At 70.9% G+C, this 18,961-nt stretch carries 16 protein-coding genes; 4 read left to right on the top strand and 12 right to left on the bottom strand.

The window, feature by feature from the left end; genetic code table 11:
- Positions 1-14 precede the first annotated feature (14 nt).
- A complete protein-coding gene (locus tag P0W64_RS17905; RefSeq protein WP_275481522.1) occupies positions 15-1,706 on the top strand; it encodes a hypothetical protein in 1,692 nt (563 codons plus the stop codon).
- Positions 1,707-1,741: 35 nt separating this feature from the next.
- Here P0W64_RS17905 and P0W64_RS17900 read toward each other — a convergent pair whose 3' ends face one another.
- Complete coding sequence (locus P0W64_RS17900; RefSeq protein WP_275481521.1) at positions 1,742-2,905, bottom strand: glycosyltransferase family 4 protein; 1,164 nt, start codon at positions 2,903-2,905, stop codon at positions 1,742-1,744.
- A 162-nt stretch (positions 2,906-3,067) separates the two neighbouring features.
- Here P0W64_RS17900 and P0W64_RS17895 point away from each other — a divergent pair, with 162 nt between their 5' ends.
- On the top strand, positions 3,068-3,796 hold the full coding sequence (locus P0W64_RS17895) for a class I SAM-dependent methyltransferase (protein ID WP_275481542.1): 729 nt from the start codon (positions 3,068-3,070) through the stop codon (positions 3,794-3,796).
- A 99-nt stretch (positions 3,797-3,895) separates the two neighbouring features.
- On the opposite strand, the gene P0W64_RS17890 is transcribed toward P0W64_RS17895, so the two are convergent.
- Together P0W64_RS17890 and P0W64_RS17885 are read right to left on the bottom strand one after the other, a co-directional pair.
- Positions 3,896-6,469: an ABC transporter permease gene (locus P0W64_RS17890; RefSeq protein WP_275481520.1), complete on the bottom strand. Its 2,574-nt coding sequence runs from the start codon at positions 6,467-6,469 to the stop codon at positions 3,896-3,898.
- Positions 6,469-7,242, bottom strand: a complete 774-nt coding sequence (locus P0W64_RS17885; RefSeq protein WP_275481519.1) for an ABC transporter ATP-binding protein — start codon at positions 7,240-7,242, stop codon at positions 6,469-6,471. Before P0W64_RS17885 ends, P0W64_RS17890 begins: the two co-directional genes overlap by 1 nt.
- Positions 7,243-7,331: 89 nt before the next feature.
- On the opposite strand from P0W64_RS17885, the gene P0W64_RS17880 reads away from it, so the two are divergent.
- Both P0W64_RS17880 and eccA read left to right on the top strand, forming a co-directional pair.
- On the top strand, positions 7,332-7,799 hold the full coding sequence (locus tag P0W64_RS17880; RefSeq protein WP_275481518.1) for a hypothetical protein: 468 nt from the start codon (positions 7,332-7,334) through the stop codon (positions 7,797-7,799).
- Positions 7,800-7,845: 46 nt separating this feature from the next.
- Positions 7,846-9,525 carry a type VII secretion AAA-ATPase EccA gene (gene eccA, locus P0W64_RS17875; protein ID WP_275481517.1) on the top strand — a complete coding sequence of 560 codons (1,680 nt, stop codon included), beginning with the start codon at positions 7,846-7,848 and terminating at the stop codon, positions 9,523-9,525.
- A gap of 58 nt (positions 9,526-9,583) precedes the next feature.
- Here eccA and P0W64_RS17870 read toward each other — a convergent pair whose 3' ends face one another.
- The 9 genes from P0W64_RS17870 to P0W64_RS17830 form a co-directional block, all read right to left on the bottom strand.
- Entirely contained in the window at positions 9,584-10,003 is a 420-nt protein-coding gene (locus P0W64_RS17870; RefSeq protein WP_275481516.1) for a hypothetical protein, read from the bottom strand.
- A 70-nt stretch (positions 10,004-10,073) separates the two neighbouring features.
- Positions 10,074-11,084: a phosphatidylglycerol lysyltransferase domain-containing protein gene (locus P0W64_RS17865; RefSeq protein ID WP_275481515.1), complete on the bottom strand. Its 1,011-nt coding sequence runs from the start codon at positions 11,082-11,084 to the stop codon at positions 10,074-10,076.
- A gap of 142 nt (positions 11,085-11,226) precedes the next feature.
- Complete coding sequence (locus tag P0W64_RS17860; RefSeq protein ID WP_275481514.1) at positions 11,227-12,261, bottom strand: esterase-like activity of phytase family protein; 1,035 nt, start codon at positions 12,259-12,261, stop codon at positions 11,227-11,229.
- A 121-nt stretch (positions 12,262-12,382) separates the two neighbouring features.
- Positions 12,383-14,227 carry a phosphoenolpyruvate carboxykinase (GTP) gene (locus P0W64_RS17855; protein ID WP_275481513.1) on the bottom strand — a complete coding sequence of 615 codons (1,845 nt, stop codon included), beginning with the start codon at positions 14,225-14,227 and terminating at the stop codon, positions 12,383-12,385.
- Between the two features lie 181 nt (positions 14,228-14,408).
- Positions 14,409-14,750: a DUF6802 family protein gene (locus tag P0W64_RS17850; protein WP_275481512.1), complete on the bottom strand. Its 342-nt coding sequence runs from the start codon at positions 14,748-14,750 to the stop codon at positions 14,409-14,411.
- Positions 14,737-15,834 carry a hypothetical protein gene (locus P0W64_RS17845; RefSeq protein ID WP_275481511.1) on the bottom strand — a complete coding sequence of 366 codons (1,098 nt, stop codon included), beginning with the start codon at positions 15,832-15,834 and terminating at the stop codon, positions 14,737-14,739. Before P0W64_RS17845 ends, P0W64_RS17850 begins: the two co-directional genes overlap by 14 nt.
- The gene (locus tag P0W64_RS17840) at positions 15,831-16,541 is read right to left on the bottom strand and encodes a hypothetical protein (protein ID WP_275481510.1); all 711 of its coding nucleotides are present in this window, start codon (positions 16,539-16,541) and stop codon (positions 15,831-15,833) included. Before P0W64_RS17840 ends, P0W64_RS17845 begins: the two co-directional genes overlap by 4 nt.
- 38 nt (positions 16,542-16,579) lie before the next feature.
- Positions 16,580-18,163 (bottom strand): MFS transporter, encoded by a 1,584-nt coding sequence (locus tag P0W64_RS17835; protein WP_275481509.1) that lies wholly within the window; start codon positions 18,161-18,163, stop codon positions 16,580-16,582.
- Positions 18,156-18,872 (bottom strand): LppX_LprAFG lipoprotein, encoded by a 717-nt coding sequence (locus tag P0W64_RS17830; RefSeq protein ID WP_275481508.1) that lies wholly within the window; start codon positions 18,870-18,872, stop codon positions 18,156-18,158. Before P0W64_RS17830 ends, P0W64_RS17835 begins: the two co-directional genes overlap by 8 nt.
- Positions 18,873-18,961: the final 89 nt, after the last annotated feature.

The following is an 18,961-nucleotide window of genomic DNA, read 5'->3' as shown; positions in this document are numbered from 1 at the left end:
GTACCGTGTGGGCAGTGACCCGCCGCGCCGATCTCGTGCTCGCCGTGTACGGCGCCGCGCTTGCCGCACTCGCGCTGGGGCCGCTGTTGGGCGGCGGTTACCTCCTCCTGCGCGATGCCGTGTCGACCCCACGCTCGTACCTCACGGACGCCGCACTCGGCCTGGGCGGGAACGCGGCGCGCGCCACACCACAGGACTGGCTCATCGCGGTGGCATCGCACGTGGTCGACGGCGGCGTGGCAGTGACCGCCATCCTGTTCGTCTCGCTCGCCGCCGCCGCATGGGGGTACGGGCGGTGCGCGGTCGCCGTGTGCGAACGTGCCGGTCTCGACGTCGGCCTGCCGGGGGCGCTCGCCGCGGCGACGGTGGCGGTGTGGAATCCGTTCGTCGCCGAACGTCTGCTGCAGGGACACTGGAGTCTGCTGGCCGGGTACGCCGCGGTGGGATGGACCGTGGTCGTCGCATTACGGATGCGTGGCGTCGCGCAGGCCGGCGCGCTGGCCTGCTGCCTCGCCGCCGGCGGTCTGACGCCGACCGGCGCGATGTACGTACTGGTGACTGCGCTGATCCTGGTACGTAGGCGGGTGCTGACTCTGATCCTGTTCGTGGTGGCCGCGGCTCCGTGGCTGTATCCGTCGCTCGTCGCGTCGGTGGGACTCACGGTGGACCGGGCATCGGTGGGCGTGTTCGCGGCCCGCGCCGAGACCGGGCTGGGCACCCTGGGTTCGCTTGCGGGCCTCGGCGGGATCTGGAATGCACAGGCCGTGCCGCCCGGGCGCGATGGCGTGGGCGCGCTGCTCGGCACCGCGCTGCTGCTACTCGTCGTGGTATCGGGGCTGGTCGTGCTGCGCCTGAAGCGCCTGCGCGGGCTGGTAGGGCTGGCCGTGGTCGCCGTGCTCCTCCCGGCATCGGCCGCCACCCCGCTGGGCTCGGACGCGCTGGCCGCGGTCGTCACTCACGTGCCGGGCGGCGGGATCCTGCGGGACACCCAGAAGTGGGTGGCGCTGGCTGCGCCGCTGTACTGCTCGGCGGCCGCGGCGGCCGTATGCGCGGCGGTCCGATGGGCGCCCCAGGCGCGCGGACCGATCGCGGTGCTCGTCGGGGCCCTGGCGGTGGTCGCGCTGCCCGGCCTGGCATGGGGCGTCTCCAGGAACATCGCCCCCACGCATTACCCCGCCGCATGGCGCGAGGTGGCGTCCCGCGTGCCCGCCGGCGACGGCGCCGTCGCGGTCCTGCCCACCGGCATGTTCCGGCGGTTCGCCTACGGCCCCGCCGCACCGGTTCTCGACCCGGCCCCACGGATGCTCGCCGCGCCGGTCCTGCAGACGGGTGAGCTGAAGGTCGGCGACCAGGTCATAGACCGCGTACCCGGGCCGGCCGCCGACGCGGAGGAGGCGTTGATCACGGGCGGCCCTGGGCTGCGCGATCGGCTAGCCGGGCTCGGCGTCCGGTGGGTACTGGTGGAGGCCTCGCCGGCTATGCCGAACGTGGATCTGGCTGGGCTACAACGTGTCTACCATTCCGATGCGCTACAGCTGTGGCAGGTCCCCGGCACCGTGTCCAGACCCGCCGCGGCCACCGGCCCCGAGCGCGCGGGCGCCTGGGCGGCCCACCTGCTGTGGCTGGCCACACTGCTGGGCGGCGCCGGGGCCGCCGCCGTGCGCCGTCACGAAACGGCTCCTGAGGCTGCCCATCCCGTTATATAGCGGGATGGGCACGCTCAGGCCCCGGCCCGTGAAGCTCAGCGGGCGGGCGGGACCAGACCGCCGACACGGCGGCCCGCCACGGCCGCGCGGAGCACTCGTTCCACACCGGAACCTGTTTCTGCCCAGGAGAACTCGGCCGCGCGGATGCGCGCCTTCTCGCCCAGTTGGGTGCGGCGCGCGGGGTCGGCGAGGAGGCCGTGGACGGCGTCCGCCAGACCTCCGGCATCCACGAGCAGGCCTGTGGCACCATCGACGATGGAGTCCGTCAGCCCCCGGGACGACGTGTATCCGACGGTCGGGACGCCGTGCTGCCCGGCCTCCACTACGGTGATACCCCACCCCTCCTTACGAGAGGGCATCACGTGGACCCAGGCGCGCGCGAGGATCTCGTGTTTACGCTGCTCGGAGACGTGACCGTGGAAGGTGACGTCGGAGCCCACGCCGAGCTCCGCGGCACGCTCGCGCAGCCGCGGCTCCCACCAGCCGCCGCCGACGATATCCAGGTGCAGCCCCGGATGTGCACCACGCAGGCGGGCGACCACATCCAGCGCGTCCTCGATCTGCTTGTGCGGCACCAGCCGCGACAGGACGACGAGTCGCGGTGCGGCACTTCGGGTCTGCTGAGATCCCGCCGTGATGGACGCAGGCAGCGGATCGGTTCCGTTGCGCACCACGGCGACCCGGTCGGCATCGACGCCCAGGGCCTCGAGATCCTCCGCGGACGGGAGGGACACCGTCAGGTACTGATCGCGCCGGTGTACGGCCGGTGACAGGCGCGACTCGATGAACCAGCCGACCTTCGCGGTGAGCCGCCCCGCAACCGGCCACTGCTCTCGGTGGCAGTGGTGCACGAGCACGGCGACGGGCGACGGCGTCGCGAGCCGCGCGAAGAAGGGGATGCCGTTCTGGGTGTCGATCACGGCGTCGGGGCGCACGCCCCGGAGCGGGCCCACACCGGCGCGCCCCAACGCCATCGCGGCAAGTGCCCGCGGGTAGACGGTGAACCTGCCGCCGCCGCGCGAGATGCGCAGGCCGTCACGGAACTCCTCGCGGGGCGCGCCCGGATAGGCCGCGGTGCGCAGGGTCACCGAGACGCCGCGCCGCGCCAACTCGGCGCCGACGCGCTCGAGGTAGCGCTCGCTGCCGCCACCCTGGGGGTGGCCGGTGTCACGCCAGCACAGCAGCAGCACTTCACGCACGGTGGATCGGTCTCCGTCGGCTTCGGTCGGGTCGCCGACTAGGGTACCGTCCCCGGCGTGAACGAGCCCATATCCGCAGCTCCATGGCCCCGCGCACGCCCCGGGCGCAGTCCTGCGCTCGCCGCGTTCGCGGCCCGCGCAACGCTCTCGCGGTCGACCCGGTTGCTGTCGGAGTTCCGGTTCGAGCAGACGGATCCCGCGCGGTTCTACGGCGCGGTCGCGCGGGACACCGTCGAGCTGGTGGGCGACCTGGCGGGCACGACCGGCACCGGACTCGACGGGGCCCTCGTACTCGACGTCGGGGGCGGGCCCGGATACTTCGAGGACGCGTTCGCGGCGCGCGGTGCCGTATACGTGCCCGTCGAGCCCGACCCGTCGGAGACGCACGCCGCTGGAATCACCGCGTCGCGCGGGGTGCGCGGGTCGGGCCTCGCACTGCCCGTCGCCGACGGCGCCGTGGACATCTGCGTGTCCTCCAATGTGGCCGAGCACGTGCGGGATCCGTGGGCGATGGGTGACGAGATGCTGCGCGTGACACGGCCCGGAGGGCTCGTCGTGCTGTCGTACACGCTCTGGTACGGACCGTTCGGGGGGCATGAGATGGGGCTGACCCACTACGCGGGCGGCGCCCGCGCAGCGCGCTGGTACACGCGCCGCCACGGGCACCCACCGAAGAACCTCTACGGCACATCCCTTTTCAAGGTCACGGCCGCCGAGGGGCTGCGGTGGTCCCGAACGGTGAGCGGCGCACGCCTCGTCGCGGCGTTCCCGCGCTATCACCCTGCATGGGCGTGGTGGATCCTCCGCGTCCCGGGGCTTCGCGAGCTTCTGGCGTCGAACCTGGTGCTGGTGTTCGTCAAGTCGCCACCGATCGCCGCCCCGGAGCGGTGATCGACACCGGGTCTGTTCGGCGCACAGGCGGTTTCGTGAACGCCTATGCGTCCGCCATCCCGGCGCGTGACACGCTCATCGGTCGCGTCCGAGCGCGCGTCAGTCCCCCGCGATCGCGGCGAGCGGCGGGATCCGCGAGGCGCGGATGCCCGGCAGGATCGCGGCGAGAATCCCTACGAACCCGGATCCGACCAACATCACCAGCAGGGTCGTCCAGGGCACCCGCACGGCGGAGAGGCCCTGGTCGCGCAGCGCGTGCACGAGTGACGCGCCGAGCAGTACGCCCAACACCAGCCCGAGCAGGGCACCGAAGATGGCGATGAGCATCGACTCCAGGTAGATCGATCGACGCACCTGCGCGCGCAGCATGCCCACTGCGCGCAGCATCCCGATCTCACGCCGCCGCTCGACCACGGACAGCGCAAGCGTGTTTATGATGCCCAGCACCGCGATCACCACGGCCAGCCCGAGCAGCCCGTACAGCACACCCATCAGCTGTGAGATCTGCCTTCCCTGCTGATCTTTCATATCGTTCGCATCGTCGACCTGCACCGTCATGAAGCGGTCGACGGCGGCGCGCAGCCGCGCCTGGACGTCCGCCGTCGATGCCCCGGGCGTCACGTGGACGAAGATCGCCTGCGGCGACAGCAGTCCGGCCTTCGCTCCCGCGGCCGCGGGATAGAGCCGGTCCATCACGGCCGCGGATACCAGCCAACCCTGCGCCAGCCCCGGCCGCGCGGTGTAGATCCCGGCGACGGTTACCCGCTGCGGCGGAGCGTCCAGCAGGGATCCGAGCTCGACCGATGTGCCGACCTGCCACCCCTTCTCCTCCGCGGTCTTGGAATCGACGAGCATCCCCTCGGCGTCCGGATGCGCGGAGCCCGCGGTGACGTCGAGGGCTATGGCGCGGGAGAGATCGCCCTCGACGGCCCCGCCGACGGTTCGGTCCTTACCGATCGTGACGGGCATGCGGTAGGTGACGACGCGGTCGCCCACACCCGCCGTGCCCGCGGCCGCGTCGATCGCACCGAGCGGCATGCCCAGCCCGGGGGACATCAGGACGAGGTCGGAACGGAGGCCGGTGTCGACGGTCTGGTCGACGGTCTTCTGCATGGACGAGCCGAGCGTTCCGATCACGGCGACCAGCGCCACACCGATGACCAGGGCGAAAGCTGTAGCGGACGTACGCTGCGGGTTGCGGATGACGTTGGTCCGCGCGAGCCGGCCCGAAGGCCCGAACGGCGCAGCCAGGACGCGGCCGAGCCCGCCGAGCACGGGGCCCGCGAGCGCCGGCCCGCCGATCGGCACCGCGGCCACCATCGCCACACCCGCGATCCCGGCCATGATGGCAGCCGTCTTGCCGGACTCGGTGGTGGCGACGAACAGCAGTGCGAGTGCGTTGAGAGCCAGGGCGCCGCCGATCGCGCCACGCACCGCGATCGATGCCGGCGACCCGCCGTCCTGTGCGCGCATCGCCGCGACAGGCGGGACGCGGGCCGCCCGGGCGGCCGGCACCAGGGCGGCGACGACGGTCACCGCCGTCCCGACCACCAGCACCACCACGATCGTCGCGGGGCTCACCGACAGGCTCGAATCGGGGAAGCCCCCGCCGAGCGCGGCGATGAGCGCGCGCATCCCCACGGCGAGCGCCACCCCCACCCCGAGCCCGGCTGCGCTGCCCAGCAGCCCGACGATGACCGCCTCGAGTACTACGGACCGCCGTACCTGCCCGCGGCTCGCGCCGACGGCCCGCAGCAGCGCCAGCTCTGCCAGGCGCTGCGCGACCAGCATCGAGAAGGTGTTGTAGATGATGAAGACGCCGACCAGCAGGCCGATCATGCCGAACGCCACCAGGAAGTAGTTGACGAAGCTGAGCGTCTGGTCGACGGTGGCGCTGAACTCCGACCGCACCTCGTCGCCCGTCTGCACGCGGTACTGCGGGAACTGTGCCGCCAATCGGTTCTTCGCCTGCTCGGCGGACTCACCTTTCACGCCGATGTCGACGTAGGGCACCGTCGTCCCGTTTCCGAACTGGCGCTCGGCCTCGTCGTGGGCGAACAGGAGCCCGACGAACCCACCCACGTCGCTGTTGGTCTGGTACACGCCCACGACGGTGACGGTCAGCGGCGCGGGCGAGCGCGCCGTCACGACCTGCGTCCTCGCACCGTCGTGCAGGTCGAGCCGGTCGGCGGCGCCGGCATTGATCGCGACCTCGCCCGGGCCGGCAGGTGCGCGTCCCGACGTGAGCGCGAGGGCGTCTGGGTCGAGGTTCCGTCCGGGCGGGAGGTACTCACCGCCGATGAGCGGCGGCCCCTGCGACGTCACAACCTTGCCGTGCCCGTCGCGCAGCGCGACGGATCCGGTCAGGGCGGGGACGACGACGCGCACGTTCGGGTCGGCCTCGACGGTCTTTGCAACGGTGAGCGGCACGCCCGGCGACGAGGCCCCGCCGCCGGGGTCGCCGAGCCCCGACTCCTGCTGTGGGGAGACACGCACGTCGACACCGATCGCGACCATCGACGAGATGGTGTCGAATGCACGCGACAGCGTCCCCGTGAACACCAGCGATCCCGCGATGAACGATGTGCCCAGCAGCACCGACAGCGCGGTGAGGAAGAGCCTTCCCTTGTGCGCCAGCAGGTTCCGCAGAGCGACCTTGCGCATCACGCCCATCAGGCGCCCCGCGGCGTCGTGCCGGACGGGGCCGCGCCTCGCGAAGCGGGGTCGTCGAGGTGCACCATCGTCTCCAGCACGCGCTCGGCGGTGGGCTGCCGCATCTCGGTGACGATCAGTCCGTCGGCCAGGAAGACGACGCGGTCGGCGTACGAGGCGGCGCGCGGATCGTGCGTAACGATCACGACGGTCTGGCGGAACTCATCGACGGCGGCACGCAGGATGTTCAGCACCTCGGCGCTGGAACGGGAGTCGAGGTTGCCCGTCGGCTCGTCGCCGAACACGATCTCGGGCCGTCCGACCAGGGCACGAGCGCAGGCGACGCGCTGCACCTGGCCGCCGGACAGCTCGGTCGGGCGGTGCTGGAGGCGCTCGCGCAGGCCCAGACGGTCGACCACGGCGTCGAACCACTCCGGATCCGGGCGGCGGCCCGCCACGTCGAGGGGGAGGGTGATGTTCTCCTGCGCCGTGAGCGTCGGGACCAGATTGAACGCCTGGAACACGAAGCCTATACGGTCCCGGCGCAGCGCCGTCATGTGCTTGTCGGACAGCGACGTCAGCTCGGTGTCGCCGATGCGCACCGACCCCGACGTGGCGGTATCCAGCCCCGCCAGGCAGTGCATCAGCGTCGACTTGCCGGATCCCGAAGGACCCATGATCGCCGTGAACTCCCCCGCCGAGAAGTCGACCGTGACCCCCGCGAGGGCGTGCACTTCGTTCTCCCCCGACCCGTACACCTTGCGCACATCCAGCGCGCTCGCCGCGATCGCCATGTATTCCAGGGTGCCATGGATCACGGACGGCCGGATCAGGGACAACCCCGGAGTTCGCGCGGACGTAAGCGGTCCGGGAAGATCAAGGAATGGAACTCGAGCCGCACGTCCTCACGTCCCTGGACGCGACGCTGGACCTGGAGGACGGCATGTTCTTCGCAAGCTGCTTCGGTACCCGGGTCCCCGAGGACCTGGTCGCCGCCGTGACCGTGCACGGGGCGGCCACCAATCAGGCAACGGCGGGCTTCGCGTCACCGTCTCGTTCGGTCCGCTCGATGCCGGTGACCGTCGAGCACTGGGACGCCGTACCCCGGCCCGCCGGCGACTGGGACCGGACGCTGCGCACGCAGGTCTGCCTCGACACATCGGGCGAGCTCGAGTTCTTCTCCGGCGGGGAGGTCGCCTTCGAGTTCCCCGTCGCGCGCGGATACTACGAACTCGAGGGGTGTTCGATCACCGTCGACGGTTCCGAGCGGTGGCGCCTGCGTCTGTGGCATTCCGATCAGTTCGGGCCGGATCTGACCGAATTGGACCGGATCTCGCGCCTCGCGCGGTAGCCTGGCCTCGGTCGCTCGGGGGAGCGGCCGCGGGGTTGGGGGATCCATGACGGTGGAACGCGCGTTCTGTGCCGGCGTTGCGGCGCTGGGCTTCCCGGTTGCCGGGTTCGATGCGGGGGTTCCCGACGAGGCGGCGGCGCGCAGAGCCTTCGCCGCCGCCTGCGCACTCGACGCCGGATGCGGTGACGCGTGGCTCGGGCGCGCGGCCGCGGGTGAACTCACGGCGGAAGTGCTGGGCGCGCTGCACCTCTCAGCAGACAGCGTGGGGCGTCTGCAACGCCGTGTCGGGCTCACGCCACCGCTCACGGCCTCCTTCCCGACGGGCATGCACGTCGACTACCCGATACGGGATGCGGCCACGGCACACGTCGCATACGCCGCTCGCCTGGCCGCCGACGGCGCACCCGCCGACGCCGACACGGTGCTTGCCGATGTCCCGTATTCGCCTGTCGCACAGTATGTCCGTGCCGTCATGTACACCGGCGCCCGGCGGTGGGCGGACGTTCTGAACCAGCTCGACGGCGCGACCGCGTGGGACGACGTGTACCTACGAGCGGCCGCCGCCGCGCTGGCAGGCTCGGCCGCCGCGCAGCTGGGACGGTTTCCGCAGGCGACGCGTCTGCTGACTGCCGCGGAGAGCGGTCCACTCCCCAGCGCGGCGGCCTCCGCACGCTTCTGCCGGGCCCTCGTACTACGTGAACAAGGTGACGAGTCCGGTGCCCGAGACCTGTTGGAACGCTGCCGCGCCGACGGATTCGACGCTGCAGCGGCCGCACTCGACGACACCTCGTATCGGTTGCGGATCGCACCGGCGGACGAGGTCGCTACCCGGGCGGATCCGTGGGATCCGTCGTCGGTCCCCTCGGCCGAGGAACCCGGCGACGACCTTCTGGCATCCGCACACGCCGAACTGGCTCGCCAGACCGGACTCACAGAGGTGAAAGCCCAAGTGGCGCGACTCGAATCGGCCGTGCGCCTCGCACAGGTTCGCACCGGGCGTGGCCTCGCCAGTGCCCCGCGTTCGTTGCACCTCGCCTTCACCGGACCGCCCGGCACCGGCAAGACGACGGTCGCGCGCATCGTGGCACGCATATACTGCGCAGTGGGCCTATTGGCCACCGACACCGTCGTCGAGGCCTCGCGCAAGGACTTCGTCGGACGGCACCTCGGCGAGACCGCGATCAAGACCGGGGCGCTCATCGACTCGGCCCTGGACGGTGTTCTCTTCATCGACGAGGCATACACTCTTGTGCAGGAGGGACTCTCGGGTGGGGACGCATTCGGCCGGGAGGCTGTCGACACGCTGCTCGCCCGGATGGAGAACGAGCGCGATCGTCTGGTCGTCATCATCGCCGGCTACGACGGCGAGATCGAGCGCCTGTTCGCGGCCAACGAGGGCCTGAGATCGCGCTTCGCGCGCCGTATCCGTTTCCCGTCGTACTCCGCCGCCGAGCTCGCGGAGATCGCGGAATCTATTGCACGTTCCCGTGATTCGATGCTCTCGGGCCAAGCTGCGATCCTGGTGGAGGACGCGTGTGCTCGTCTCGGCGACCGGATCGACGGCCTCGGCAACGGCCGTTTCATCCGCAACCTCGTGGAATCCGCGGAGGAGGAGCGCGAGATGCGCTTGGCCGCCCGGGATCTGGACGCCGTCGACGAGGCTGCACTGATGCGCATCGAAGCCGCCGACATCGCTCGCGCATTGGAGCAACTCGCCCGGGTGTGAGCGCCATACGCTCGAGAACGTTCCGCCGGCGGCGCCGCCGACGGCCAGAGGATGTCGGTCAGAAGATGTCTCGGATGAGATCGTCACCGATCGCGAAGCCCGCTCCGGACGCGATGGCACTTCCGAAGCCACCGCCGAGGAAGCGATGCAGCATCCCACCCTGCGGCTGCGCATACTGCATCGGCTGTTGGTACTGCGCGGGCTGCTGATAGGCGGGCTGAGCAGGCTGCTGGTACGTCTGCTGCACGTGGTTGTCCACCAGCGAGTGGATGGAGTTCAGGAGGGACTGCGCCGCCATCTCCTCCGACTGCACAGCCAGCGCCAGCTCGCGGAGGTCGAGTTGCCATTCGCGGGCGTCGACGTCGCCCGCTGCGGCGGCCTGCCCCAGCTTGTCGCCGAGCCTGGAGATCAGCGCGGCGGTGTTCTGCGACTGCTGCTGCAGCGAGGCATATGCGGTGTCCACGGTCTGGGGATCCATGTGTGCGAAAGTACGCCGCATCCGCGGGGACCCGCCACACGCGCGCCGGGCAAACGCCCGGCACCGCACATTACGCGCGAATCCCCCGGGTGCGCGCGATCGCGCGGCTGCGGCGACTGTAGCTGCCCAGCTCCAGCAGGATGAATGCGGTAGCGGCCCAGAGGATCTGGGCAGGCTTCAGCATGACGTAGCGCTGCTGCCCGAAGGCGTGGAACTTGCGCAGGTATCGATAGAGCCGCTCCACATGGATCACGGGGTCGAAGACGTGTACCGCTCGCTGCGCCGCCCGCACGGGCAGCGAGCCGTCCTTGACCGCGAACAGATCGGGGAACGGGGCGAAGGCTAGCGAGACACGCTTGACGCCGTTCTGCCGCCCCCACTCGACCACCTCGGCGACCAGACGCTCATCGACACCGTTGCCGGCTCCCGGTTCGCGCAGCGGCAGGTCCAGCGAAAGGTCCGGGCCGGCGGGCAGGTAGCGATGGGCGGCGATGACGCGTCCTCCCGCGTCGCCGGCGACGGCCACTACGGCGTTGGGCGCGGAACCGTCGAACATCCGTCCCAGAATCATCGAGAAGCCGCGGGACGGGTCGCGCCCGAGCCGTCGCTCCATCGCTCGGAGAGCGCCGACGACGTCGTCGGGCAACTCGCCCTCGCGATACACATCGACGGTGACCCCGGCGTTGCGGGAGCGCTGGATCCCCTGGCGGACGTTGCGGTACTTGCGGCCGACGAGGTCGAAGCCGCCCGTCGCGATCACCACGTCCCGGCCGATCGGAATGCCCTTCAGGCCGCGGCGCTGCCATAACGGTACGGCGCGCTCGCCGGCGCCGAGCACCGCGACGGGATGACGGCCAGCGAGACGTTCGAGTTCGTCGATCGCCGCCGGCCACGAATCGGTGTCGCCGACCGGGTCACCGCCCACGACCACGACACCCAGGCGTCGTACGAATCCGATCGCGGCAGCGTGATCGGGCGACAGTGCGTATTCACGCTCCGGACGCAGCGCGAACGGCGCCAGAGGATCCTGTTCGGTCCCCGCGACCAGTTCCCGGACCCGCTCCCTGTTCTCGTCGCTCATATGTCGTCCCCTCTACTCGCGAAGCCGACCCGAGGCGCACCCCAGATCGACCCACATGCAGCCATTAGAACAACAAAGCAGGGAGCGGGATTCCCGATGAGGGTCACATTCGGGCAACAGAACGGCGACCCGAGGGCATCCGTCAGCCGATGGCCAGCACGTGGAAGAGGGTCTTCTGAGAGGCGGAGAAATTGTCGTCGGACACGAGGATCAGGGAACGGCGGCCATCGGGCAGACGCGGGCCGAAGGCCATGCCCTCGACATTGTCGGGATTATCCGGCAGTTTCGCGAAGTCGAAGACCAACTGCTTGTCCATCGCACGCTCGGTACCGCTGAGCTTCTCGGTGCCCGCCGCCACCCGCTGGGCCCCACGCGTCGTGGTCCAGTAGACGCGGACATGGTTGCGCTTGGTCTTCGGATCGAAGCCGCGCTCGAGTACCAGGTAGTCGGTGCTGTTCAGCGCCAGCAACTCCGAATTCCCGCTGTCACCGGACGCGCCGGCGGGCACGGGGTCCGATCGGTAGACGTATTCGTCGAGGCCCCCGCGCGGGTGGATCTGCACGAGCCGTGCGCGAGACGGGACGCCGGGCGCGGCGATCGGGCCGTCCTGGGCGAGAGCGCTCTCCGCCAGCAGGCTGGTGGTACCGCCGCTCACCGACGCGCCCTCGAACCCGAGGTTGCTGCGGATGCCGTGGTGCGCGAAGTCGGGAGCGAACTCGGGCGGTACCGGCACGTCGCGCACCGGCGCGCCCGCCCTCGTGTACTCGCGGACGAAGGGCTGCGACTTCGAGGACGCCAAACCCTCCGAGCTGACCAACAGGTTCCCGTCGGGCAGCAGGCGCAGCGACTCGATGTCGTAGGTGCCCTGCGCCAGACCCTGCAGCCGGACCTCGACCGGGTGGATCCCAGTGCCGGACAGCACCTCCGAAGCCGGGAAGTGATAGACGCGGGCGGGCCCGTAGTCGCCCTTGTCGTCCGTCTCGGCCCACAGCTCGCCCGACCGAGCGTCATAATCGATGCCGGAGAGCCCACCCACCCGGTGGCCCGACACCGTCGTGCCCGGAGCCAGCTGCGTCGTCTTCACGTACTCCATCTTCAACGGCGCCGCCTGCGCCACGGGTGCCACACCCACCCATGCGAGCACCGTCACCGTCGCCACCACCACCCGGATCCGCATGCGGCGAAATGTAGCCGGACGAGGTGACGCGGGGATGAACCGCACGCATCGGTTACCGCTCGCCACACAGACGACTGTTGCCCCGCCCCTTCCTCGGGACGGGGCCACGGTCGACCGGAGGTCAGCCCAGGCGCTGCTTCAGCGCCTCGAACTCGTCTTTCAGGCCGGTGGGCAGCTTGTCGCCCACGAAATCGAACCACTCCTGGATCGACGGGAGCTCGTCGCGCCACTCGTCGGCGTTCACGGAGAGGGCCTCCGCGACGTCTTCCGCCGGGGTGTCCAGGCCGTCGAGGTCCAGCGCCTCCGGGGTGGCGACGATGCCGACGGGGGTCTCGACACCGCCGGCCTTGCCCTCGACGCGGTCGACGATCCACTTCAGCACGCGGCTGTTCTCGCCGAATCCGGGCCACAGGAAGCGCTTATCGGTACCGCGCCGGAACCAGTTGACATAGAACACCTTCGGCAGCTTCGACTCGTCCGAGTGCTTACCGAGCTCGAGCCAGTGCTCGAAGTAGTCGCCCACGTTGTAGCCGAGGAACGGGAGCATCGCCATCGGGTCGCGGCGGACGGTGCCCACCTTGCCCTCGGCAGCCGCGGTCTGCTCGGAGCCGACGGTGGCGCCCATGAAGACGCCGTGCTTCCAGTCGCGAGCCTCGGTGACCAGCGGAACGGTCGTCTTACGGCGCCCGCCGAAGAGGATCGCGGAGATCGGCACGCCCTGCGGATCGTCCCACTCGGGTGCGATCGACGGGCATTGCGACATCGGGACCGTGTAACGCGAGTTCGGGTGCGCCGCAACGGTGATCACGCCGTCCTCCCCCTCGGCGGCGGAGGACTCCCAGTCGTTGCCGCGCCAGTCGGTCAGGTGCTGCGGCGCGGCGGACATGCCCTCCCACCAGACGTCTCCGTCGTCGGTCTTGGCGACGTTGGTGAAGATCGCGTTGCCCGCCTCGATGGTCTTCATCGCGTTCGGGTTCGAATCGTCCGACGTTCCCGGCGCGACGCCGAAGAACCCGAACTCCGGGTTGACGGCGTACAGGCGGCCGTCCTTACCGAATCGCATCCACGCGATGTCGTCGCCCACGGTCTCGGCACGCCAGCCCGGCAGGGTCGGCTGGATCATCGCGAGGTTGGTCTTACCGCACGCCGACGGGAACGCTGCGGCGACGTAGTAGACCTTGTCCTCCGGGCTGATGAGCTTGAGGATCAGCATGTGCTCGGCGAGCCAGCCCTCGTCGTGCGCCATCGCGGACGCGATCCGGAGCGCGTAGCACTTCTTGCCGAGCAGGGCGTTGCCGCCGTAACCGCTGCCGTACGACCAGATCTCGCGCGTTTCGGGAAAGTGCGTGATGTACTTCGTCTCGCTGCACGGCCACGGGACGTCCTCTTGCCCGGGCTCGAGCGGGGCGCCCACGGAGTGCAGGCCCTTCACGAAGAAGCCGTCCTCGCCGAGCTTGTCCAGCACGGCGGAACCCATGCGGGTCATGATCTTCATGGACAGCACGACGTAGGCGCTGTCGGTGAGCTCGACCCCCAGCTTCGGGTCGTCGGCGCCGAGCGGACCCATACAGAACGGGACGACGTAGAGGGTGCGCCCGCGCATCGATCCGCGGTAGAGGTCGGTCATCGTGGCGCGCATCTCGGCGGGGCGCATCCAGTTGTTGGTCGGGCCCGCCGCCTCCTTCGTCTCCGAACAGATGAAGGTCCGGGACTCGACGCGTGCGACATCGGCCGGATCCGACAGCGCGAGGAACGAGTTCGGCTTCTTCTTGGGGTTGAGACGCGTGAAGGTGCCGGCCTCGACGAGCTCCTCGGAGAGCCGGTCCCACTCGGCGTCGGACCCGTCGGCCCAGACGACTCGATCGGGCTGCGTCAGCTCAGCCACCTCCCGCACCCACTCGATGAGCTTCGCGTGCTTCGTGGGGATCGAGTCCCCATCCAGCCCGGGAATGGTCGCTGAGGTCATAGAAATGTCTCCCTGCCGGTCCCGGCTCACCGTGTGGCCGTCGGCGGGAGCCGAACTCCCGCCGCCCGGTCTCCACGGTGAGCCCGGATACGTGTCTTCATGCCGATCTCGGTGGCCCCCAGTCTGGCACATCGCCGCACGTGGGGGCACCTAGGGTGGGAAATCCCACGTCACCCAGTCCTCACTCCAGGTCGCCTCGATCGAGCAGAGCCCACCCACGTTCCGCCGAGTAGGTCCACGTCTGGAACGTGCCGTCCGCCGCGACGCTGTGATACACGTCGGCGACCCCGTCCGCGTCCAGGTCTGCGAACACCGCGAGACGGTCCGCGGCGTGCACCGTCGCCGTGTCGTCGCGACCGTCCCCGTCGGTATCGACCGCGCCGTCCATCGACACGTCGAACCACCCGTCCCCCACGCTGACCCACAACCCCTCCTGCGTGGGGCCGTCACCCGCGGCCGCAGCGTCGAACAGATCGGGCGCGAAGGGATCCGAGAAGAGGTCGTCCACATCAATTGGACGCATGAGCGCGCCGCCCGGTTCCCACCATCCCGCGGGCGAGCGCAAGCGAGGCAGCCGATTCGGCGGCCACCAGCGCCGCCACGATCTCGTGTTCCGTCCGCTGCCGGGCGGCGGCCACCGCGTCGACGGCCCACGCTCTCCGCGCCGACCGAGCCGCGGCCCGTCGGCGCACTCGCAGCAGCCACACCGCACATACCAACCCCAGCACGAGACTCACCGGCAGCGCGGCGACCCGGAGCGACCCGACGAGGTCCAGAGGCACCGTCAGAGCCCGGCCCAGGCCTAGCCCGGCGGACGCGCCCACCAGGAGCAGCGCGGCATCCTCCGCGCGGCGCCTATCCTGCCGGGGTGGCGCGGGCGCGGGCACACGGACATCGGGGACGGGTGCGGCCGGTTGCGCGTCCCAGCCCGCGAACGTGCCGCGATACAGCGCACGCAGGTGCCCGGCCAGACGCGCCGAGAGCGTGGACACCGTCGCCGCGATCAACTCGGCCAGTTCGTCCGGCTCCGGCCCGCACGGCGCCTGCCGCGCCTCGTCCGCACGCGTCCGGAAGGCCTCGGCCGACTCCACGAGCAGGGCCGCGCGGCTCCGAGCCACCGACGAGCGCAGGTAGGCCGCTCGGTCCGCCTTCTCCAGTGCCGCCGCGCGGACCGGCGACGCCGCGTCGCCTACGGGCTCCGCGCCGACCTGGAGGCCGTGCGAGGACGCGGGCGGCAGATCCCGCAGCGCGGCACGCAAACGCTCGGCGCCGTGCCCGAGGTCGAGGCGGTGCACGTCGGCGTCCAGCAGTGCCCGCGACCTCGCGCGCGCGACGGCGGCGTCCTGGTAGCGGTCCGCGCCGGTCGCGACGACCACCACCGGCCCGGTCGCAGCCCTCAGCCGCGCGACCGCGATCGCGTCGACGCCGTCGGCCGGCGCCGCGGAGTCCAGCACGTACACCGCGGCGCGGGTGCCGGGCGGTACCGGTACGTCGCCGCCCAGGGCGACCTCGGCGGTGCGCAGCTCGACATCCTCGATCCCGCCCAGCAGGTCCCGGCATGCGGTCACCGCCTCGGGGTCCTGACCGCACAGCAGCACGGTCGTCACCGCACGGCCGCCGCGTCCAACAGCTCCCGCTCACACGCATCTCGGCAGGCGGGGTCGGCGACGGCGAGTTCGCGCAGGGCATCGAGGCGTTCGGCCGCGCGCCGCACGCCCATGCCACGGACGGCCAGACGAACCGGCTCGCGCAGACCGTCCAGGCCACTGAGGCCGCGCAACCTGCGGGACAGGGCGGCGGCGGTGAGATCGGGCCGCTCGCGCAGGGCTCCGACCGCGCACGCCAACCCGTATCCGCCGAGCCGGTCGAGCAGGTGATCCGTGCCGAGTGGAGCGAGGACGGCGCGCATGTCGGAAACGGGCGCGGGCAGGGCACGTGGCGCGGCGGCCACGGCGGCGAGCGCGGCGTACTCGCGCGCACCGAGTTCGATGGTGGCCAGCAGCGCGATCACGGGGACCACGGGCGTCCCGAGCAGTGCGGCGTACTCGGCCGCGCGCGCATCGGCGGCCTGCCACGAGCCCGCAGCGTCCGCCTTGGTCCACACCACGACACGACCCGGCGCCGCCGCTGCGCGGTCCGCCGCACGCGGCGCGCCCGAGAAGGCGTAGAGGTCGACGTCCGCAGGGCCCTCGGCCCCTGCGATGTCGACCCCGGACGCGGCCAGGGCGCGGGCGAGCGTCGCGCGCCCCACACCGTCGCGTCCCGACACACGCACGCGCGGCGAACCCCGGCGCAGAGCAGGCAGATCCCCCATGACGAACCCCCGTCGGACCGGCGGGTAGGTCCCCCGACCTACCGCGAGACGCCGGTCCCGTCCTCAGACGGTAGGAGTTCCTCCGGGTCACTGTCCGGCGAATGCTGCTTCCTGCCGCCCACGAAGAGCGCGAACACCGCGCCCGCGAGGCACACGACGGCGGTGATCAGGAAGATGTCGCTGTACATCATGGTGAACGCCTGCTTCGTCTGCTTGGCGACCAGCTCGATGCGCTCGGAGAACGACGAACCGTCGGGCGCGGACGGCATCCCGTTCATGATCTTGTCGAACCGGTACAGCCCGAACGCGGTGAGCGAGGCGACCCCCACGAGCATCCCGGTCATGCGCGCCACCACCAGCAGCGCCGATGCGATGCCCGCCTGGGCGGCGGGGACGGCGCGCAGCGCCGCCGCGGACAGCGGGCCGATGACCAAGCCCAGGCCGAACCCCGCGATCGCGAGATCGGTGTCGAGCACCGGCAGGTGCAGCGGACCGATCGTGTGGCGGGCCGCCAGCACATCGGTCGGCCAGTCCGAGATCAGCACGTAACCGGCCGCCGCGATCAGCAGACCGACCACCGCGACCGGCCGGTCGCCCGTGCGCGCCGCGATCGCGCCGCCGATCACCGCGCCGATCGGCAGCGCGATGAGGAACCGCACCAACAGGAAGACCGCCTCGCGGGGGTCCTTGCCGAGCACGCCCTGCGCGAGCAGCTCGACGTCGACGAGCGTCACCATGAGCGCGGCGCCGGCGGCCACGGAGGCGGCGCAGGACGCGAGGAACGGAACCATCCGCACGCCGTCGGGGTCCAGTAGGCGCGTCCGCGCCCTGCGCTCCCAGGCGACGAAGGCCAGGAACGCGGCGGCCGCGCCCAGCAGGATCCAGCCGCCGTGCTCGGGGAGGATCTTCTTACCGTCGGGTTCCGGGTTGTAGAGACCGACGACGGACAGCGCGAGCGCGCCGGCGAGGAGCACACCCCCGACGATGTCGACCCGCTGCGGCTCGAGGTCCGCCCGCCGGGGCACCGAGAACTGGATCAGCAGCATCGCTATGACGGCGAACGGCACGTTCATCCAGAAGACCGCGCGCCATGCGTCCTCGGGCGGGACCGACGACATATGGTGCTGCACGAGCGCCACGATCCCGACGCCGACGACGGGCCCGAGCACGCTACCGAGCTCCTGCGCAGCGCCCACCCAGCCCAGCACGGCGGCGCGGCGGCGCTGGGACCACAGGTCGGCGGCGAGCGCGAGCGTCACCGGCAGTAGAGCGCCGCTCGCGACGCCCTGCACGATGCGGCCGGCGACGATGGTGGGGACGTCGTTCGACAGAGCCGTCACCACCGATCCGGCGGCGAACAGCAGGAGGCTGCCCTGCAGCACGAGGCGGCGGCCGAGTCGATCCGATAGACGGCCCAGCAACGGCATCGCGGCGATATAGCCGAGCAGGTAGCAGGTGACGATGGGGGTCGCGCGCTGGAGTTGGTTGATGGGGATGTCGACGCTGGTCATGATGTCGTTCATCACCGACACCACGACGTATGTGTCGAGCGCACCCAGCAGCACCGCGAGCCCGCCGGCCCCGAGTGCCACGGACCGGCGCGCCCCTCGAACCTCAGCCATTCGGCTTGGTGACGGGGAGCTTCTCGCCCCAGTGCGAGAGCTTCATACTGATCAGCGCGGAGCCCACCTGGACGTGCGCCTGGACCAGGTTGTTCGGCGCCTTCTCCTGCACCCAGAAGGTGCAGGGCAGGTCACCGAGGTGCGACTTCGGGGCGAGGACACCGATGACCGAACCGGGCACGATCCCGGACACCCGGATGGTGTGCTGGTCGTTGAGGTCCTCCCGACCCTCGACCTCGAGGTCGCGTACCGACTCGACGATCTTCCCGAGCCCCCTGTTCGGGTCGAGGATCACGGACGGGTCGTAGGTGTCCGCAGCCTTACCCATGCTCGTGTACTTGTCGCCCGAGAGCTGCGCCCACAGGATCCCGTCCAGGACCACGAACTTCGCCTGTACCTCGCTGCCGAACGCGATCACATCGGCATCGCCCTGTGCGGCGACCGCGGGCGCGTTGGTGAGGTACCCGTTGACCGCCTTGACCGGCAGGTTGGGGATGTCGCCGTCGACCGCGAGGTTGAGCTGCACGTCGTGCAGGTTCTTGGTCGCAGTGGTCACGGCCTTCTGCAAGGTCGCGGCGTCCGGCAGCGGACCCGTCGGCGCGGCCTCCCCCGCCGGGCCGGAGCCGCCCTGGCCTCCGCAGCCGGCGACGAGGGCCAACAGAGCGGCGAGGGCGACGACGACCGCGGCCGCCCGTGAAGTTCGCTTCATGGCCGCCATGCTAGCGAGGGAGCGTGCCCTCCATCACTTTGCGGTAACAACATCAGTCACAATTGTCACATCGTGAATCGATAGGGAAC

Origin of the sequence: Tsukamurella sp. 8F, from assembly GCF_029167375.1 — a bacterium.
Classification (GTDB): domain Bacteria; phylum Actinomycetota; class Actinomycetes; order Mycobacteriales; family Mycobacteriaceae; genus Tsukamurella.
Note: the sequence above shows the minus strand (reverse complement) of the source record. Positions and strands in the feature narration are given on the sequence as shown.